This window comes from Lentzea alba (assembly GCF_047445655.1).
Classification (GTDB): domain Bacteria; phylum Actinomycetota; class Actinomycetes; order Mycobacteriales; family Pseudonocardiaceae; genus Lentzea; species Lentzea alba_A.
The window spans coordinates 27014-44529 of record NZ_JAJAEG010000038.1; the positions used below are offsets into that span (position 1 = coordinate 27014).

Annotated in this window: 19 protein-coding genes and 1 pseudogene; 15 read left to right on the forward strand and 5 right to left on the reverse strand. The window is 67.6% G+C overall.

What is annotated here, in order from left to right; genetic code table 11:
* The first annotated feature begins 180 nt into the window (after window positions 1-180).
* The 3 genes from LFM09_RS42340 to LFM09_RS42350 are packed head-to-tail and all read left to right on the forward strand — an operon-like array spanning window position 181 to window position 3886.
* Window positions 181-1884 carry a hypothetical protein gene (locus LFM09_RS42340; RefSeq protein ID WP_414102266.1) on the forward strand — a complete coding sequence of 568 codons (1704 nt, stop codon included), beginning with the start codon at window positions 181-183 and terminating at the stop codon, window positions 1882-1884.
* Window positions 1881-3623: a hypothetical protein gene (locus tag LFM09_RS42345; RefSeq protein WP_414102267.1), complete on the forward strand. Its 1743-nt coding sequence runs from the start codon at window positions 1881-1883 to the stop codon at window positions 3621-3623. Before LFM09_RS42340 ends, LFM09_RS42345 begins: the two co-directional genes overlap by 4 nt.
* 35 nt (window positions 3624-3658) lie before the next feature.
* On the forward strand, window positions 3659-3886 hold the full coding sequence (locus LFM09_RS42350) for a hypothetical protein (protein ID WP_414102268.1): 228 nt from the start codon (window positions 3659-3661) through the stop codon (window positions 3884-3886).
* Here LFM09_RS42350 and hemW read toward each other — a convergent pair.
* Entirely contained in the window at window positions 3883-5091 is a 1209-nt protein-coding gene (gene hemW, locus LFM09_RS42355; RefSeq protein ID WP_414102269.1) for a radical SAM family heme chaperone HemW, read from the reverse strand. The genes LFM09_RS42350 and hemW overlap by 4 nt on opposite strands.
* A gap of 369 nt (window positions 5092-5460) precedes the next feature.
* Here hemW and LFM09_RS42360 point away from each other — a divergent pair, with 369 nt between their 5' ends.
* The 9 genes from LFM09_RS42360 to LFM09_RS42400 are packed head-to-tail and all read left to right on the forward strand — an operon-like array spanning window position 5461 to window position 13643.
* Window positions 5461-7140, forward strand: coding sequence for a nitrite/sulfite reductase (locus tag LFM09_RS42360; protein ID WP_414102270.1), 1680 nt, complete (start codon window positions 5461-5463; stop codon window positions 7138-7140).
* Entirely contained in the window at window positions 7137-7295 is a 159-nt protein-coding gene (locus tag LFM09_RS42365) for a hypothetical protein (protein ID WP_030472080.1), read from the forward strand. Before LFM09_RS42360 ends, LFM09_RS42365 begins: the two co-directional genes overlap by 4 nt.
* Complete coding sequence (locus tag LFM09_RS42370) at window positions 7292-7987, forward strand: phosphoadenylyl-sulfate reductase (protein WP_414102271.1); 696 nt, start codon at window positions 7292-7294, stop codon at window positions 7985-7987. The genes LFM09_RS42365 and LFM09_RS42370 overlap by 4 nt, the downstream gene beginning before the upstream one ends.
* Window positions 7984-8883, forward strand: a complete 900-nt coding sequence (gene cysD, locus LFM09_RS42375; protein WP_363775727.1) for a sulfate adenylyltransferase subunit CysD — start codon at window positions 7984-7986, stop codon at window positions 8881-8883. The genes LFM09_RS42370 and cysD overlap by 4 nt, the downstream gene beginning before the upstream one ends.
* On the forward strand, window positions 8884-10230 hold the full coding sequence (locus LFM09_RS42380; protein WP_414102272.1) for a sulfate adenylyltransferase subunit 1: 1347 nt from the start codon (window positions 8884-8886) through the stop codon (window positions 10228-10230).
* Between the two features lie 14 nt (window positions 10231-10244).
* Window positions 10245-11297: an ABC transporter substrate-binding protein gene (locus LFM09_RS42385; protein WP_414102273.1), complete on the forward strand. Its 1053-nt coding sequence runs from the start codon at window positions 10245-10247 to the stop codon at window positions 11295-11297.
* A 21-nt stretch (window positions 11298-11318) separates the two neighbouring features.
* Window positions 11319-12095 carry an ABC transporter ATP-binding protein gene (locus LFM09_RS42390; protein WP_414102274.1) on the forward strand — a complete coding sequence of 259 codons (777 nt, stop codon included), beginning with the start codon at window positions 11319-11321 and terminating at the stop codon, window positions 12093-12095.
* Window positions 12079-12951, forward strand: a complete 873-nt coding sequence (locus tag LFM09_RS42395; protein ID WP_414102275.1) for an ABC transporter permease — start codon at window positions 12079-12081, stop codon at window positions 12949-12951. The genes LFM09_RS42390 and LFM09_RS42395 overlap by 17 nt, the downstream gene beginning before the upstream one ends.
* On the forward strand, window positions 12948-13643 hold the full coding sequence (locus tag LFM09_RS42400; RefSeq protein WP_414102276.1) for a sirohydrochlorin chelatase: 696 nt from the start codon (window positions 12948-12950) through the stop codon (window positions 13641-13643). The genes LFM09_RS42395 and LFM09_RS42400 overlap by 4 nt, the downstream gene beginning before the upstream one ends.
* On the opposite strand, the gene LFM09_RS42405 is transcribed toward LFM09_RS42400, so the two are convergent.
* Together LFM09_RS42405 and LFM09_RS42410 are read right to left on the reverse strand one after the other, a co-directional pair.
* Window positions 13640-13990, reverse strand: a complete 351-nt coding sequence (locus tag LFM09_RS42405; RefSeq protein WP_414102277.1) for a nuclear transport factor 2 family protein — start codon at window positions 13988-13990, stop codon at window positions 13640-13642. The genes LFM09_RS42400 and LFM09_RS42405 overlap by 4 nt on opposite strands.
* A gap of 11 nt (window positions 13991-14001) precedes the next feature.
* Window positions 14002-14103: pseudogene (locus LFM09_RS42410) on the reverse strand (hypothetical protein); the annotation flags it as partial.
* 79 nt (window positions 14104-14182) lie between these two features.
* Between LFM09_RS42410 and LFM09_RS42415 the strand changes: the two are divergent.
* On the forward strand, window positions 14183-14707 hold the full coding sequence (locus tag LFM09_RS42415; RefSeq protein WP_414102278.1) for a hypothetical protein: 525 nt from the start codon (window positions 14183-14185) through the stop codon (window positions 14705-14707).
* A 271-nt stretch (window positions 14708-14978) separates the two neighbouring features.
* Window positions 14979-15590, forward strand: a complete 612-nt coding sequence (locus LFM09_RS42420; RefSeq protein ID WP_414102279.1) for a cyclase — start codon at window positions 14979-14981, stop codon at window positions 15588-15590.
* Window positions 15591-15620: 30 nt separating this feature from the next.
* On the opposite strand, the gene LFM09_RS42425 is transcribed toward LFM09_RS42420, so the two are convergent.
* Together LFM09_RS42425 and LFM09_RS42430 are read right to left on the reverse strand one after the other, a co-directional pair.
* Window positions 15621-16031 carry a MarR family winged helix-turn-helix transcriptional regulator gene (locus tag LFM09_RS42425; protein ID WP_414102280.1) on the reverse strand — a complete coding sequence of 137 codons (411 nt, stop codon included), beginning with the start codon at window positions 16029-16031 and terminating at the stop codon, window positions 15621-15623.
* Window positions 16032-16041: 10 nt separating this feature from the next.
* Window positions 16042-16659, reverse strand: coding sequence for a DJ-1/PfpI family protein (locus LFM09_RS42430; RefSeq protein ID WP_414102281.1), 618 nt, complete (start codon window positions 16657-16659; stop codon window positions 16042-16044).
* A 62-nt stretch (window positions 16660-16721) separates the two neighbouring features.
* On the opposite strand from LFM09_RS42430, the gene LFM09_RS42435 reads away from it, so the two are divergent.
* The gene (locus tag LFM09_RS42435) at window positions 16722-17495 is read left to right on the forward strand and encodes an enoyl-CoA hydratase-related protein (RefSeq protein ID WP_414102282.1); all 774 of its coding nucleotides are present in this window, start codon (window positions 16722-16724) and stop codon (window positions 17493-17495) included.
* The last annotated feature ends 21 nt before the right edge of the window (window positions 17496-17516 follow it).

A 17516-nucleotide genomic window follows, 5' to 3' on the forward strand; every position in this document is an offset into this window, starting at 1 on the left:
GAGTTTACCCAGCCGATTTCCTGCCTGGTCCTGGCGATGTAAACACCGCAGAACTCGCCGGTTCTCTTGACTGACCACTCAACCAAACCGTTGGGTAGAGGCGCCGTCGCCCCGGTCTAGTGAGGGGTGCGCGCATTGCCCAGAACCAGATGTCTCAGATTGTTGTGCCTGCTCCTGGGAGTGACACTGCTCGCTCCGCCCGGTGCCGCGCTGGCGGATGGTTCGAGCCGGAACAGCATCCGCGGCTGGACGATCCTGTCCGACAGCGACGCGGGTGCCGACGAGGTGATCGCCTCCGCGAAGAAGTACAAGGTCAACCACCTGCAGCTGTCCCACGAGGTCGTGCACGACCTGCAGGAGGTCCGCGACCCCCGCCGGCAGGCCCAGGTGAACCGGCTCACCTCCCTGGCCCACTCGTCGGGCATCAAGGAGGTCGCCGCCTGGGACCACGCCCTCTACAACCTCACCTACTACCCCGCCGAGTTCCGCACCGGCCCGAACGGCACGATCGACCTCGACAACCCGGCGTTCTGGACCTGGTTCAAGAGCGACTACCGGCAGATGCTCGACCTGGTCCCGGACGTCGACTCGATCATCCTGACGTTCATCGAGACCGGCGCCCGCGTCGAGAACCAGCACTCGACCAAGCTCAAGACCGCCGAGGAGAAGCTCGCCTACCTGGTCGACCAGGTCGCTTCCGTGATCGACGAACGCGGCATGCTGCTGTACCTGCGCACGTTCGGCTACTACCCCGCCGAGATGGAACGCACGATCGGCGCGATCGACCGCGTGCAGAACAAGCGCATCCGCGTGATGGCCAAGGCCCAGCCGCACGACTTCTTCCTCACGCACCCGATCGACGTCACCGTGCCGCGCATCGAACGGCCCGTGCTCATCGAGTACGACACCACCGGCGAGTACAACGGCCAGGGCAAGATCGCGAACGCGCTCGTCGCCGAGCACGCCGACCGGCTCCGGCACTACCGCAAGCTCCCCAACGTCATCGGCTACGTCGCCCGCACCGACCGCTACGCCGAGTCGCGCATCACCAACACGCCCACCGAGATCAACCTGTTCGCGCTGAAGCGGGCCTCCGAAGGTGCCTCGAACTCGCAGATCTACCTGGAGTTCGCCGCCCGCAAGTACGGACTGCTCGCCGCGCCTTTGGTCGCACGGGCGCTCGCGCGTTCGCCGGAGATCGTCACCTCGACGCTCTACACGTTGGGCAACAACAACGCGAACCACTCGCGGCTGGACTACGACCCGTACTGCTCCAGCTACCACCGCAGCGTGTCCGGCAAGTGGGTCGACGACCCCACCACCTACGTGCGGCACGGCGTGAACAAGCGCTTCCACTACTGGATCGACGTGGTGAACCACCTTGCGCCGCCGCACTGCAAGACCGACGGCATCCTGCGCCGCGAGGCCGGTTACGTGCTCGATCGCGGCTGGGTCACCCCGGGCAATCACATGACGCTGCCGTACCTCAACGACATCATCACCGAGAAGAACCACGGCGTGAAGCTCGCCGAAGCGTCGTTGCGCGACGTCGAGCACGTGCGGAAGCTGTTGCGCCCCAACGACTACGCGCAACTGAAGGCGTACTTCGAACGCACCGTGCTGACCGCGAGGCTGCACCGTGCCATCGCCAAGGCCTACTTCGCCTACCGGATCTACGTCAAGGAACCGTCCGCCGACCTCGCCCGCACCGTCTGGGAGGGCCTCGACGAAGCACAACCTCTCGCCGCACAAGTGAGGGCGTACCCGGCACCGCCGACCGGGGAGTGGAACTGGGTGATCGACGCCAACCAGGCCGATCTCTACTACAAGCGGTTCTCCGAGGGCTGGGACCGCTACTCGAACATCAAGGTGCCGCGTCCATGAAGAAGCTTGTCTGTGCCCTGCTGGCGATGGCGTTGCTGTCGCCGGCAGGCATCGCTGAGGCCAAACCCGAAGACATCCGCGGTTGGACGTTGTTGTCCAACAACGATCCTGGCAACGAACGGACCATCGCCGCCGCCAAGGACTACCGGATCAACCACCTCCAGCTGTCCCACGACGTCATCCACCACCTGCGCCAGCTCAAGGAGTCCGAGTCCCGCAGACAACGCGCGGTCCGCCTCACCGACCAGGCACACGCGGCGGGCATCAAGGAGGTCGCGGTCTGGGACCACGCCCTCTACTCCCTGACCTACTACCCCGCCGAGTTCCGCACCGGCCCGAACGGCACGATCGACCTGGACAACCCGGCGTTCTGGGAGTGGTTCAAGGCCGACTACCGCGCGATGCTCGACCTCCTGCCCAACATCGACTCGGTGATCCTGACCTTCATCGAGACCGGCGCCCGCGTGGAACGCCAGCACTCGACCCGCCTGAAGACCGCCGAGGAGAAGCTGGCGTACTTGGTCGACCAGGTCGCGTCGGTGACGGATGAGCGCAACAAGCTGCTGTACGTGCGCACGTTCGCGTACTTCCCGGAGGAAATGAACAACGTCCTCCGCGCGGTAGACCTCGTGCAGAACCAGGGCATCCGCGTGATGGCGAAGGCCCAGCCGCACGACTTCTTCCTCACGCACCCGATCGACGTCACCGTGCCGCGCATCGAACGGCCCGTGCTCATCGAGTACGACGCGACCGGCGAGTACAACGGCCAGGGCAAGATGGCCGGCGCGTTCGTCTCCGACCACGCCGATCGCCTGCGGCACTACCGCAAGCTGCCCAACGTGATCGGCTACGTGGCCCGCGGCGACCGCTTCCAGGACTCCCACATCGTCGGCACACCAACAGAAGTGAACCTGTGGGCACTGCACCGCGCCCCGCAGCTGACGAACTCCCAGATCTACCAGGAGTTCGCGCGCCGCAAGTACGGAGTGCTCGCCGCACCGCGCGTGGCCCAGGCGCTGGCCCGCTCGCAGGAGATCGTCGAGTCGGTCCTCTACACGCTGGGCAACAACAGCGGCGACCACTCCCGCCTGAACTACGACCCGTACTGCCCCGGCTACCACCGCAGCGTGTCGGGCAAGTGGATCGACCCACCCGTCGCGCACGTCAAACACGGCGTCAACAAGAGCTACCACTACTGGATCGACGTCGTGAACACCCTCGCGCCACCGCACTGCAAGCTCGACCCGATCCTGCGCAACGAGACGCCCTACGTCCTGGACCGCGGCTGGGTCACGCCGGGCAACCTGATGGTGCAGTCCTATTTGGACGACGTGGTGACCGAGAAGAACCACGGCGTGCGCTTGGCCGAGAAGTCGCTCGCGGACGTCGAGGCCGTCCGGAGGTTCCTGAAGCCCGCGGACTACGCGCAGCTGAAGGCGTACTTCGAACGCACGGTGATCTCCGCCAAGCTGCACCGCTCGATCGCCAAGGCGTACTTCGGGTACCGGCTGTACCTGCGGACGCCGTCGGTCGAGCTGGCTCGGACGATCTGGGCTGGGCTCGACGAGTCGAAGCTGATGGCCGACGCGGTGCGGACCTATCCCACGCCGCCGGGAAAGGGCGAGTTCGACTGGGTCAGCGACGCCGGGCGGGCTGACACCTACTACAAGCGGATCTCCGAGGGGTGGGACGTCTACGGCAACGTGAAGGTCCCCCGACCTGGACCGGAACAGCCCTAGCGGAATTGTCGGTGGTGGTCGCTAGGGTCCAAACCATGGACGAGGACAGGCGCAGACACCTGTCAGTGGTGAGGGACGGCGAACCACCACCGGCGCCCGGCAAGCCGTGCCTGGTGCACAGCGACGACGAGTGGTGGCGCGGCACGGTGGTCTGGGAGGAGGCCCGGCGGGACGACGGGCTGTGGTGGGGGCTGGTGACCTACGAGAAGAACGGGCAGGTCATCACCGAGACGCACAGCCAGCACGACCTGCGCGCCCGTTAAGGCAGCAGGCGGCGCACCACGGCGTCGGCCAGCAGTCGGCCGCGATCAGTCAGCACACATCGGTCGTCGAACGGTTCGAGCAACCCGTCCGCGATCGCCTGCTTCGCCTCCTCACGACCCGCGGTATCCAATACATCGGTCGGCAGCCCTTCGGCCAGGCGCAACTCCAGCAGCACCCGCTCGACCCGCTGGTCCTCCGCGGACAGCACCTCGCGCCCGGCCGCCGGCGACTTGCCCTCGGCGAGCAGGGCCGAGTAGCGCGCCGGGTGCTTGACGTTCCAGAACCGGACGCCGCCGACGTGGCTGTGGGCGCCGGGCCCGAAACCCCACCAGTCGGAGCCCTTCCAGTACAGGACGTTGTGCTGGCACTGCGCCTCAGGAGAAGTCGCCCAGTTCGAGACCTCGTACCAGGAGAAGCCCGCGCCCGAAAGCGTCGAGTCGACCATCTCGTAGGACGAGGCCAGCACGTCGTCGTCGGGCATCGGGAGGTCGCCGCGGCGGATGCGGCGGGCCAGGCCGGTGCCGTCCTCCACGATCAGCGCGTAGGCGGAGACGTGGTCGACGCCGGAGGACAGCACGGCGTCCAGAGATTCGGCCAGATCCGAGGGGCGCTCCCCCGGTGTGCCATAGATGAGGTCCAGGTTCACGTGCTCGAAGCCCGCGGCCTGGGCCTCGCGCGCGGCGTCCAGGGCGCGGCCGGGCGTGTGCTTGCGGTCCAGAACAGCCAGGACGTGCCGCGCGGCCGACTGCATGCCCAGCGACACGCGCGTGTAGCCGGCGGCACGGATACCGGCAAAAAACTCAGGTGACGTCGACTCCGGGTTCGACTCCGTCGTCACCTCGGCGCCGGGAGCCAGGCCGAACGACTGATATATCGCATCCAACACATCAGTCAGGCCCGAGGCGCCCAGCAGCGACGGAGTGCCGCCTCCTACGAAGACGGTCGAGGCCGGCACGCCGCCACCAAGAACACCGGCAGCCAGGTCGAGCTCGCGGCGCAGACCCTCCAGCCACGACTCGGGCGAGGCGGACGTGCCCAGCTCACCGGGCGTGTAGGTGTTGAAGTCGCAGTAGCCGCAGCGGGTCGCGCAGAACGGCACGTGCACGTAGATGCCGAACGGGCGGGAACCGACACCGGCCAGAGCGGAAGCGGGCAACGTTCCGTCGGCGGGCGCGGGCTCGCCTTCGGGCAAAGCGGAGGGCATGGGGCCAAGTGTCCCCTACACAGCCCGAACGGCGGTGCACAGCCAGGGGATGTATCTGTCGGTGACAGAAGTATTACGGAGTGAAATCAGCCTAGGATGTCAACTTCGCCTCGTCAATCCCACCATGCGGTTGGCGGTGGACCATGCTCTGGACGCCAGGCACACTGGTCGCATGCATTCGACTGGAGTTCGCCTCGTGGCCCGGCGCCACGTCGACTTCCGTCGTGTCTCCAGCGCGATGTGCCGTCGTTCGGCATAACCGCGCGCTGATTTGTTCCCGTCGGCGCTTGGTGCGCTGACGAGGCCCCCACCACAAGCACCTCTGGGCTCGCATGCGCACGAAGCGCCTCGAAACCCCGGAGGATGGCGATGGTCCCGCCGCAGACGTCACCGCGAGCCAAGCAGCGTCGCGGCGAGGGGCAGTGGGCGCTCGGTTACCGAGAGCCGCTGAACCCCAACGAGCGGAGCAAGAAGGACGACAACCCGCTCAACGTCCGCGCCCGCATCGAGAACATCTACGCCCACCGCGGTTTCGACTCGATCGACCCGGCTGACCTGCGCGGGCGGTTCCGCTGGTACGGCCTCTACACCCAGCGCAAGCCCGGGATCGACGGCGGCCGCACGGCCACGTTGGAGCCCGAAGAGCTGGACGACGAGTTCTTCATGATGCGCGTGCGCAGCGACGGCGGTGCGCTCACCACGGAGCAGCTGACGGTCCTCGGCGAGATCTCGCAGACCTATGCACGCGACACCGCGGACATCACCGACCGGCAGAACATCCAGTACCACTGGATCCGGGTCGAGGACGTTCCCACGATCTGGCAGAAGCTCGAAGCGGTCGGCCTCACCACGATGGAGGCGTGTGGCGACAGCCCGCGCGTCATCCTCGGCTCGCCGGTCGCGGGCATCTCCGAGGACGAGATCATCAACGGCCAGCCGGCGATCGACACGATCCTCGAGCGCTACATCGGCGACCCGCGCTTCTCGAACCTGCCGCGCAAGTTCAAGACCGCCATCTCCGGGCTGCAGGACGTCGCCCACGAGATCCACGACATCGCGTTCGTCGGCGTGAACCACCCCGAGCACGGCCCCGGCTTCGACCTCTGGGTCGGCGGCGGCCTGTCCACGAACCCCATGCTGGGCAAGCGTCTCGGCGCCTGGGTGCCGCTCGACGAGGTCCCGGACGTGTGGGAAGCCGTCATCAGCGTCTTCCGCGACTACGGCTACCGCCGTCTGCGGCACCGCGCGCGCATCAAGTTCCTCGTCGCCGACTGGGGCCCGGAGAAGTTCCGCCAGGTCGTCGAGGACGAGTACCTCAAGCGCAAGATGATCGACGGCCCGGCGCCGGAGACGCTCGACCAGCAGCTCGACCACATCGGCGTGCACAAGCAGAAGGACGGCCTGTTCTACGTCGGCGCCGCGCCCGTCGCGGGCCGCGTGTCGGGCTCGATCCTCGTCGAGGTGGCGAAGTTCGCCGAACGGGCCGGCTCGAACCGCGTCCGCTTCACGCCGCAGCAGAAGATCATCGTGCTGGACGTGCCAGAGGCCGAGATCCCGACGCTCAAGAGCGACCTCGCCAAGCTGGGCCTGCAGGTCGACCCGTCGCCGTGGCGGCGCGGCATCATGGCCTGCACCGGCATCGAGTTCTGCAAGCTCGCGATCGTCGAGACCAAGGCCCGCGCCAACGAGCTCGTCACGCAGCTCGAAGCCAACCTCAAGGACATCGTCGACGGCGTCACGGCGCCGATCACCGTGCACATCAACGGCTGCCCCAACTCCTGTGCCCGCATCCAGACCGCGGACATCGGGCTGAAGGGTCAGATCGTCACGGACGAGCAGGGCAACCAGGTCGAGGGCTTTCAGGTGCACCTCGGCGGCGGTCTCGGCCTCGACGCCGGGTTCGGCCGGAAGCTGCGCGGGCACAAGGTCACCGCGGCCGAGCTGCCCGAGTACGTCGAGCGGGTCGTGCGGAACTTCGTGGCGCAGCGCGAGGACGACGAGCGCTTCGCCCAGTGGGTCGCCCGCGCGGAAGAGGGGTCGCTGCGATGAGCGAACGCGCGACGCCGTTCTACTGCCCCTACTGCGGCGACGAGGACCTCCGGCCGCAGGAGGAACCCAGCTACGCGTGGCTGTGCACCGGATGCCGCCGCGTCTTCAAGGTCTCGTTCGTCGGACTCAACCTGCCGCAGGAGGTGAAGAAGTGAGCGATCTCAAGGAAGACCTCAGGATCGTCGCCGAAGCCGCGCAAGAGGAGCTGGCAAACGCTTCCGCGATCGAGGCGCTGGAGTGGACCGCGAGGACGTTCGGCGACAGCTACATCGTCGCCTCGAACATGCAGGACGCCGTGCTGATCGACCTCGCCGCCAAGGTGAAGCCGAACTTCGACGTGCTGTTCCTGCAGACGGGCTACCACTTCCCGGAGACCATCGGCGTGCGTGACGCGGTCGGCGTGGTCTATCCGGACGTGCGGATCGTGAACGCCGAGGCCGAGCAGTCGGTCGAGGATCAGGAACGCGAGTTCGGCCTGCTGTACCAGTCGGATCCGGCGAAGTGCTGCAACCTGCGCAAGGTCGTACCGCTGCGCCGTGAGCTCGCGAAGTACGACGCGTGGGTCACCGGCGTTCGTCGCGTGGACGCGCCCACCCGCGCGAACACGCCGATCGTGCAGTGGGACGAGCGCAACGGGCTGGTGAAGATCAACCCGATCGCGCCGTGGAGCGACGACGAGTTCAACGCCTACATCCGCGAGAAGGGCATCCTGGAGAACTTGCTGGTGCAGGAGGGTTATCCCTCGATCGGCTGCCTGCCGTGCACCGCGAAGCCGCTGCCGGGCCAGGACGCGCGCAGCGGCCGTTGGGCCGGTCAGTCGAAGACGGAATGTGGGTTGCACGGATGACACTGGCTCTGGATACGTTGGGACGCCTCGAATCGGAGGCGATTCACATCTTCCGCGAGGTGGCGGGCGAGTTCGACCGGCCGGTGATCCTCTTCTCCGGCGGCAAGGACTCGACGCTGCTGCTGCACCTCGCGATCAAGGCGTTCTACCCGGCGCCGGTGCCGTTCCCGCTGCTGCACGTCGACACCGGGCACAACTTCGACGAGGTCATCGAGTTCCGCGACCGCGTTGTGGCACAACACGGTCTGCGCCTGGAGGTCGCGAAGGTCCAGGACTGGATCGACGACGGCCGCCTCGAAGAGCGTCCGGACGGCACGCGCAACCCGCTGCAGACCGTGCCGCTGCTGGACTCCATCACGCAGCACAAGTTCGACGCGGTGTTCGGCGGCGGCCGCAGGGACGAGGAACGCGCTCGGGCCAAGGAGCGGATCTTCAGCCTGCGCACGGCGTTCGGGCAGTGGGACCCGAAGCGCCAGCGCCCGGAGCTGTGGAACCTCTACAACGGCCGGCATCGCGCCGGTGAGCACGTCCGCGTGTTCCCGTTGTCGAACTGGACCGAGCTCGACGTGTGGAACTACATCGAGCGCGAGGGCATCGAGCTGCCGGACATCTACTACTCGCACGAGCGCGAGGTGTTCCTGCGCGACGGCATGTGGCTCGCCGAAGGCCCGTGGGGCACGGCGCGTGAGGGCGAAACGTTGCAGCGCAAGGTGGTTCGCTACCGCACGGTCGGTGACGGCTCCTGCACGGGCGCCGTCGAGTCCGACGCCGCCGACATCCACGCGGTGATCGCCGAGGTCGCCGCGTCACGACTGACCGAGCGCGGCGCCACGCGGGCCGACGACCGGTTGTCCGAGGCCGCCATGGAAGACCGCAAGCGGGAGGGTTACTTCTAAATGAGCGACCTGTTGAGGTTGGCTACCGCAGGCAGTGTGGACGACGGGAAGTCCACGCTCGTCGGCAGGTTGCTCTACGACACCAAGTCCGTGCTCGCGGACACGCTCGACGCGGTGCACCGCGCGAGCGCCGACCGCGGTCTCGCGACTCCGGATCTGTCGCTGCTGGTCGACGGCCTGCGCTCGGAACGCGAGCAGGGCATCACGATCGACGTGGCGTACCGGTACTTCGCGACGCCGAAGCGGTCGTTCGTCCTCGCGGACACCCCCGGCCACGTGCAGTACACCCGCAACACGGTCACCGGCGCCTCCACGGCACAGCTGGCGGTGCTGCTGGTCGACGCGCGCAAGGGCGTCATCGAGCAGACCCGCCGCCACGCCGCGGTCCTCGCGCTGCTCGGTGTGCCGCGGCTCGTCCTCGCGGTCAACAAGATCGACCTCGTGGACTACGACGAGGTGACGTTCTCCCGCATCGCCAAGGAGTTCACGGCGCACGCGACCGCCCTCGGCTACACCGAGGACGCCGTCGTCGAGATCCCGGTGTCCGCGCTGGCCGGCGACAACGTCGTGGAGAAGTCCGCGAACACGCCGTGGTACTCCGGGCCGACCCTGTTGGAGCACCTGGAGAACGTGCCGGTCGAGCCCGACCCGCACGACGCGCCGTTCCGGTTCCCGGTGCAGTACGTCATCCGCCCGCGCACCGCCGAGCACCTGGACTACCGCGGTTACGCCGGTCTGGTCGCCGCGGGCACGATCAAGCCGGGCGACGAGATCGTGGTGCTGCCGTCGGGCCGTCGCTCGAAGGTCACGAAGATCGACACGGCGGACGGCGAACTGGCGGAGGCGGCGGCCGGCCAGTCCGTGACGTTGCTGCTGGCGGACGACATCGACATCTCCCGCGGCGACCTGATCTCGGTGGCGGGCAACGAGCCCAAGGTCACCGACGAGCTCGACGCCACCCTCTGCTGGCTCGCGGAGAAGCCGCTGCGACCCGGCGCCAGAGTCCTCGTCAAGCACGGCACGCGCACCGTGCAGGCGATGGTCACCGACCTGCGCGACCGCTTCGACGAGCAGACGCTGTCCAGTGTGGACAGCCCGGCTTCGTTGGAGCTCAACGAGATCGGCCGCGTGGCGCTGCGCCTCGCGGAGGAAGTACCGCTGGACGACTACAGCTTCAGCCGGCGCACCGGGTCCTTCCTGGTGATCGACGCGAGCGACGGCTCCACGCTCGCCGCCGGACTGGTCGGGGCTCCGCTGCCGCTGCTTGAGGACGGCGTGGAGAGCTGTACCGGGGGTAGCGAAATCGCTGCCCCCGACACCCACGCCCTCGTGTCCCCCGGTCCCTGAAAGGCTTTCCTGCCGTGAACCTCAAGCCCGCCGTTGCCATCGCACTCGTTGCCCTGACAGCGCTTTCCGGTTGCAGCCGTGCCGGTTCCAGCGACACTCCCGCAGCCGCCCAGTCGAAGGGCGCCGCGGCCGAGGTCCGAGTCGGCTACTTCCCGAACGTCACGCACGCCGCCGCGTTGATCGGCGTGGAGAAGGAGCTCTTCAAGAAAGAGCTCGGCTCCACCAAGCTCACGACGCAGACGTTCAACGCGGGCCCAGACGAGGTGAACGCGCTCCTCGGTGAGTCTCTCGACATCGCCTACATCGGCTCCGGTCCCGCCATCAACGCCTACTCGAAGTCCAAGGGCGAGGCCGTCAAGCTCATCGCCGGTGCCACGTCCGGTGGCGCGCAGCTCGTGACGAAGCCCGAGATCAACTCGATCGAGGACCTCAAGGGCAAGACGATCGCGACGCCGCAGCTCGGCAACACGCAGGACGTGTCGCTGAAGAAGTTCCTGGCGGAGAAGGGTCTCACCGGCCAGGTCACGGTGACGAACGTGGACAACGCCGCGTCACTCGACCTGTTCAAGAAGGGCGACATCCAGGCCGTGTGGGGTCCGCAGCCGTGGTCGGCCCGGATCGTGGCGGAGGCCGGCGCGAAGGTGCTGATCGACGAGAAGGAGCTGTGGGAGGGCGGGCAGTTCCCGACCACGGTGATCATCGTGCGGACGAAGTTCCTGCAGGAGCACCCGGAGACCGTCGAGGCCGTGCTCAAGGGCCACGTCGCCGCGATCGACTGGGCCAAGGCCAACAAGGACGAGGCCAAGAAGACAGTGAACGCCGCGCTGGAGAAGCTCACGTCCAAGAAGCTCGGCGACAAGGTGCTCGACGCCGCGTGGGACAACATCGAGCTCACGACCGACGCGCAGGCCAAGCAGTTCCCGCAGCTGGCGAAGGACGCCGTGACCGCCGGCGTGGCCAAGGAGGCCGCGAACGTCGCCGGGTACGCCGACTTCACGTTGCTGAACAAGGTTCTTCAGGCACAGGGCAAGCCGCAGGTGCAAGCAGCCGGACTGGACAAGAAGTAGCCGAGGGGAAGGCACACGACCATGACCGCCACGCTTGAGACCACTGTTCTGTCCACTGTGGATACCGCTGTCGAACTGGCCGGCGTCCGCAAGGTGTTCGGCCACGGCAACTCGGCTGTGGTGGCGCTCGACGGGGTCGACCTGAAGGTCAAGCCCGGAGAGTTCGTGTGCCTTCTCGGCGCTTCCGGCTGTGGCAAGAGCACGCTGCTGAACATCGTCGCCGGCCTGGACGCCGCGACGTCGGGTCAGCTGCAGCTCAACACGTCGCGGCCGGCCGTGATGTTCCAGGAGCCCGCTTTGATGCCGTGGCTCACCGCTGCCCGCAACGTCGAACTGGCGCTGCGCTTCGCGGGCGTCGGCCGGTTGGCGCGCAAGCGTCGTGCGCTGGAGCTGTTGGAACTCGTGCGGCTCGGTGACGTCGCGGACAAGCGTCCGCACGAGCTGTCCGGTGGTATGCGTCAGCGCGTGGCTCTGGCTCGCGCGCTGGCGTCCACCACCGTGTCCTCGGACGGCGCTCCCGCTCTGCTGCTGATGGACGAGCCGTTCGCGGCGTTGGACGCCATCACGCGTGACGTGCTGCAGAGCGAACTGCTGCGCGTGTGGGAGACCACGAACACCGCGATCATCTTCGTGACTCACGACGTCCGCGAGGCCGTGCGCCTCGGCCAGCGCGTCGTGCTGCTGTCCTCGCGCCCCGGCCGTGTGGTGCGCGAGTGGGACGTCACGGACTCCTCCGACACGGTGCTCAGCGAGATCAACACCCATCTGCGAGAGGTCATCAGTGGCCACGCCGTCTGACACGCTCGACAAGGTCGGCGCCGGCCTCGACGCGCTCGATGTGCCCGTAGAGGCGCACAAGCCGCCGCTGTGGCGCCGTTTCCTGAAAACGGGCGTGCCACCGATCATCGCGTTCGCACTGCTTCTGGGCGTGTGGCAGGCGTTGTGGGCTTCGGCGATCCTGCCGGAGTTCCGCCTGCCCGCCCCGGTCAACGTGTGGGACGAGGTCGTGCGCTCGGTCAGCACTGGCGAGGCGTTCAGCATCCTGTGGACCTCGTTGCACCGCGCGGTGTTCGGGTTCATCGCGGCGGTCCTGATCGCGACGCCGCTGGGCTTGCTGGTCGCCAAGGTGCGGGTGGTGCGCGCGGGGATCGGGTCGTTGCTGACCGGCCTGCAGTCACTTCCTTCGGTGGCCTGGGTTCCTGCCGCGATCCTGTGGTTCGGCGTGACGCCTTCCACGATCTACTTCGTGGTGCTGATGGGATCCGTGCCCTCGATCGCCAACGGTCTGGTGGCCGGCATCGACCAGATCCCGCCGCTGCTGCCGCGTGTTGGGCGTGCTCTCGGGGCCGGTCGGCTGGCTTCGGCTCGGCACATCCTGTTGCCCGCGGCTCTGCCTGGGTATCTGGCCGGTCTCAAGCAGGGCTGGGCGTTCTCGTGGCGGTCGCTGATGGCCGCGGAGATCATCGCGACCTCGCCTCAGCTGGGCACCGGGCTCGGGCAGTACCTGCACAACGGGTCTTCGTTGAACGACATCAACATGGTGATCGCGGCGATCTTCCTGATCCTGTTGGTGGGTATCGGGATCGAGCTGCTGCTGTTCCGGCCGTTGGAGCGGGCGGTGCTGCGGGCTCGTGGATTGACGGGAGCGCTGTGACTTCTCTTGTCGCCGTCGCGCACGGCAGCCGTGATCCGCGGTCGGCCGCGTCGATCCACTCGTTGTTGGACGTGGTGCGGTCGTTGCGGCCCGATCTGGACGTGCGCGGCTGCTTCCTGGACCTGTGCGCGCCCCGGTTGAGCGACGTGTTGCGCGGGCCCGCCGTGGTCGTGCCTTTGTTGCTGGGCAAGGCTTTCCACGCGCGGGTCGACGTGCCCGCCGCTGTTGCCGAGTCACGCGTGCCTGCGGTGGTCTCCGACGTGCTCGGGCCCGACCCGCGGCTGGAGTCGGCGGCTTTGCGGCGGCTCTCCGAAGCTGGGATTGATTTTGGCGACCGGTCTTTGGGCGTGGTGCTGGCCGGCGCCGGGTCGTCGCACGGTCCGGCCAACGAGGCCGTGGCGCGCGTCGCCCGGCGGTGGGCTCGTGAGTCGGGCTGGGCCGGGGTGGAGGCGGCTTTCGCCTCGATGGCGTCGCCTGACGTGCCTACGGCTGTTGAACGGTTGAGGGCTCGTGGGGCCAAGCGGATCGCTGTGGCGTCGTGGTTCCTCGCGCCGGGGTTGTTGCCGGACAAGGTCGCGTCGCTGGCCGGCGTCGCGGTCGTGGCGCAGCCGTTGGGTGACGACGTCGAGGTCGCGCAGCTCGTGCTGGACCGGTACGACGAGGCGTTGGCGCGTCAGACTCTGGCTGCCTAGCGGTCGTCTGACGGCGCCCACTCCGGCAGCGGGCCGAGGTCGAACGGCCGGACCACGGTCCGTCGCGCAATCCGCCACTTGCCGCCCTCGACGCGGTACCGGTCGACGTACGTGCCACCGCCGGTGATCCACCCGGCCTCGATCTGCACGTGGACGATCATGTCGCTGCGCCCGGTGGCACCGTCCGGGCCGAGGTCGACGACGTGGTTGACCGTGCCGTGCTGCATGAGCGGGAACGCCTGCCACTGCTGCTGAACGGCCGCGCAGATGGCGTCGATCCCGGTGTGGACGTGGTCGGGTCGAGGCCGGTCTCCCACACCGCGTCGGCGGTCCAGACGGTCCGCCACAGGTCCAGGTCGCGATGGTCCGCGGCGATGCAGTACTGGTGCGCCAGCTCGCGCAGGTCCAGTTCGGCCTCGAGCCGCTCCAGGCGGGCGGTGAGATCACGCAGATCGCTCATGCCCACCACTGTCGCTGATCAGCGCGTCCCGCAGCCTGATCACCCGAACGGGATTTGTCGGTGGCACCTGAGATCCTGTTTGGATGCATATGTTCGTCGACGAGTCGGAACGGGGTGGCTACCTCATGGCAGCCGTCCAGATCTCCCCGAACGCGTTGCACTCCACTCGCTCGATGATGCGCGGCTTGCTGCTCCCGGCTCCCTGCGCGCGCACTTCAAGACCGAGAAGCCAATCCGGCGCAAGCTGATCGCCGATCGGCTGGCAGCCGGTGACTTCGTCGTGAACATCTACACCGCGCGGGGGAACAGCGAACGCGTTCGATCGAAGCTCCTGGCGCTGTTGGTCGAAGACGCCATCGGCGTCGGCGTCACCAGGCTGGTGCTCGACTCGCGAGACCCCGTGGCCAACGGTCGTGACCGGCTGGTCATCGGTACCCGCACCAAGGCTCGCGACGCCGGCCTGGTGTACGAACACATCCACTCGTCAGCCGAGCCCGCGCTGTGGGTCAGCGACGCGATCGCGTGGTGCCACGGCGCCGGCAGCGAGTGGAAGCGGCGCATCGCTCCGGTCATCGGCGCCGTTGTCGACCTCGGTCAGGCCTAGAAAGCGCGAAGCCCAGGCAGCGACCGTCCGGACGCGCACCTGGGCTTACTTCCTCCACCTAGTGGCAGAAGCTATGGGCAAAACCTAGCACATTTGAGCCCAACCGCTGTTGCGCGCGACGCCCCAGCCGGCTCGCCGCCACAAGATCGAATGTGCAGCGCCGTTCGGGCGATGTGAACTGTGAACTGTTGACGTGAAACCTACTCATGAGTAGTCAGGTGATTACGCCGCGTGCTGGAAGTGCCCCTCGTCCACTCATCGGGGAGAGGTCATGAAGCTAGCCGGAATCGCATCACTCGTACTGGTACCGATGCTGATGTTCACCACCAACGCGTCAGCAGCACCGCAGAACATCACCTACAAGCTCAGGGCCAGTGCCGCTGGGCAGTCGTCGGACTTCACGCTCGACCAAGGGGTTGACGCGTCGGCGCCGGCGAACGTCGCGCCCAACGGGGCCGTCGCCGTTGTCATCGACCCCGCGCCGAACAAGATTCCGTCCGAGGCGGCGGACCGGCAGGTCCGCGAGATCAAGGGTCTCGCGCTGAAGCTGCCGGTGCCCGCCAACTCGAAGTTCACCTCCGCGTCGCTGTCCGGCGGCTCTGGACTGGGTAGCACGCCGACGGTTGCCTTGCAGGGCAACGACGTCGTGCTCAGCGTGCCCGGGCCGATCAAGGGTGGCGCCGACTTCGAGCTGCCGACCGTGACGATCAACCTGCAGGCCGGTGGCACCGGGACCATCGAGGCCAAGCTCGGTGGCACCAGCTACGACGCGCCCGGTCTCACCTTCACCGCCGTCGTCGTGGTCTTCGGGTTCCCGATCGACGCGGCCTCGAAGGGTTATCCGGACCCGAACCCGGTGCTGACGACCACGACCATCGGCTGACCCCCGTGATGCCCCAACCCCTGCCGGGCATCACTGAATAGCCGCGATCAGTTTGGTCATCGTTTCGAGCGTCGTGCGCAGGTCCTCCAAAGGGACCTGCGCACTGACACGATTCGCGAACTCGTGCTGCGCGTCCCGCAGTCGCGCGATGGCCGCATAGCCTTCGGCGGTGGGCCGGACCAGCTTCGCGCGGGCGTGGGCCGGGTTTGGCAGGTACTCCGCCAAACCCTTGTCCACCAACAGATCCGCGATCCGCTGCACCGACTGACGCGCCAGGCCCATCTCGCGGGCGATGCCGGAGACCGACAACGGCTCGCGCAGCACCGCGCCCAGCACCTGCCACCACGCCGCGGTCAGGCCTACCGGCTTCGTCATGACCTCGGCCGCGTCGAGAAACGCTCCGTACAAGCGGAAAGTCCTCATCACGACGTCGGTCAGCACGTCGCCCGCCTCAGTCCTGGACACTCGCCATCAGCCTCTCGAACGCCGCCATGCTGTCCTCGCGGTACAACTCGTACCAGGCGTCGACGGTGGTCGGCCGGGAGGTCTCCAGTTCGAACAGGATCTCGCGCGTCCACTCCAGCGAGCTCGCGCCGCCCGCCGTGATCACGCCGCGGTCCCGCACGACCCGAGTTTCCTGGTACAGCGCCGAACCGCCGTACGTGCCGAGCTCGCCGTTGAAGTTCGACGTGTGCTTGACGTCGTCCAGCAGACCCTCGCGCGCCAGCCCGATCGTCGCGCCGCAGATCGCCGCCACCGGCTTACCCGCCTCGCGGAACCGCCGCGCCAGCTGACCCAGCGCTGCGTTCGCACCCGCCTCCCACGAGTCGCTGCCGATCAGCAGCAGCATCGCGGCGTCGTCCAGCGAAACGTCCGCCACAGTCACGTCCGGCAGCATCCGCACGCCACCCGCCGTGCGCACCGGGTCCAGCGACTCAGCCACGGTCTTGATCTCGTAACGCCCCGGCTGCTGCTGGAACGCCTGGATGTTGATCTGCGCGGCCGCGTGGCCGTACTCCCAGTCCGAAAGGCCGTCGACCAGAGCCAGGTACACCGTCTGCGTTGTCATGACAGTAGACTGTCATAAGTGACAGCATGCTGTCAACCACTCCCACAGCTAAGGTCAGCGACATGGCAGACGAGCTGGTCCACTACGAGGTGCAGCGTGGCATCGCGACGATCACGCTGGACTCTCCCCACAACCGCAACGCCCTGTCCGCGCAGCTGCGCCGGGAGCTCAAGGAGCACCTGAGCCAGGCAGCGGCGGACGACCAGGTGCGCGTGGTCGTGCTGACCCACACGGGCTCCGTGTTCTGCTCCGGCATGGACCTCAAGGAGGCCGCCGGCGCGAGCGCGGGAGACCAGGGCGTCAACGAGTTCCCCGCGATCCTCGAGCAGCTCTGGACCAGCCCGAAGCCGGTCGTCGCCGCGCTCAAGGGGCCGGCGCGCGCAGGTGGCGTCGGCATCGTCGCGGCATGCGACATATCAGTTGCGGCGAACGAGGCGACGTTCGCGTTCAGCGAGGTCAGGATCGGTGTCGTGCCCGCGGTCATCTCGGTGACCGTGCTGCCGCGCCTGCTCCCCCGCCAGGCCCACGAGCTGTTCCTGACCGGCGAGGCGTTCGACGCCCAGCGCGCCAAGGAGATCGGCCTGCTCAACTCCGCGGTCCCGGTCGACGGCGTCGACGCCGAGGTCCGCCGCTACACCGACATGCTCGCGCTCGGCGCACCCAACGCCCTCGCCGCCACCAAGGAGATGCTCCAGCAGGAACGGTCCACGAACCTCGGCGAGGTCTTCGCGGACATGCTCAAGCTGTCGGCGCAGCACTTCGGCGGACCGGAGGGCCAGGAGGGCATCACCGCGTTCAAGGAGAAGCGCAGGCCCTCCTGGGTGCCGGCCGACTAACACATTGGATCTCAACCAATA

Excerpts from the sequence above, each read along its gene's own strand:
- hemW (WP_414102269.1), bottom strand. The coding sequence starts at position 5,091 with ATGCCCTCCGCTTTGCCCGAAGGCGAGCCCGCGCCCGCCGACGGAACG.
- LFM09_RS42420 (WP_414102279.1), top strand. The coding sequence starts at position 14,979 with ATGAAGCTAGCCGGAATCGCATCACTCGTACTGGTACCGATGCTGATG.
- LFM09_RS42360 (WP_414102270.1), top strand. The coding sequence starts at position 5,461 with ATGGTCCCGCCGCAGACGTCACCGCGAGCCAAGCAGCGTCGCGGCGAG.
- LFM09_RS42435 (WP_414102282.1), top strand. The coding sequence starts at position 16,722 with ATGGCAGACGAGCTGGTCCACTACGAGGTGCAGCGTGGCATCGCGACG.
- LFM09_RS42380 (WP_414102272.1), top strand. The coding sequence starts at position 8,884 with ATGAGCGACCTGTTGAGGTTGGCTACCGCAGGCAGTGTGGACGACGGG.
- LFM09_RS42365 (WP_030472080.1), top strand. The coding sequence starts at position 7,137 with ATGAGCGAACGCGCGACGCCGTTCTACTGCCCCTACTGCGGCGACGAG.
- LFM09_RS42350 (WP_414102268.1), top strand. The coding sequence starts at position 3,659 with ATGGACGAGGACAGGCGCAGACACCTGTCAGTGGTGAGGGACGGCGAA.
- LFM09_RS42390 (WP_414102274.1), top strand. The coding sequence starts at position 11,319 with ATGACCGCCACGCTTGAGACCACTGTTCTGTCCACTGTGGATACCGCT.
- LFM09_RS42345 (WP_414102267.1), top strand. The coding sequence starts at position 1,881 with ATGAAGAAGCTTGTCTGTGCCCTGCTGGCGATGGCGTTGCTGTCGCCG.
- LFM09_RS42430 (WP_414102281.1), bottom strand. The coding sequence starts at position 16,659 with ATGACAACGCAGACGGTGTACCTGGCTCTGGTCGACGGCCTTTCGGAC.
- cysD (WP_363775727.1), top strand. The coding sequence starts at position 7,984 with ATGACACTGGCTCTGGATACGTTGGGACGCCTCGAATCGGAGGCGATT.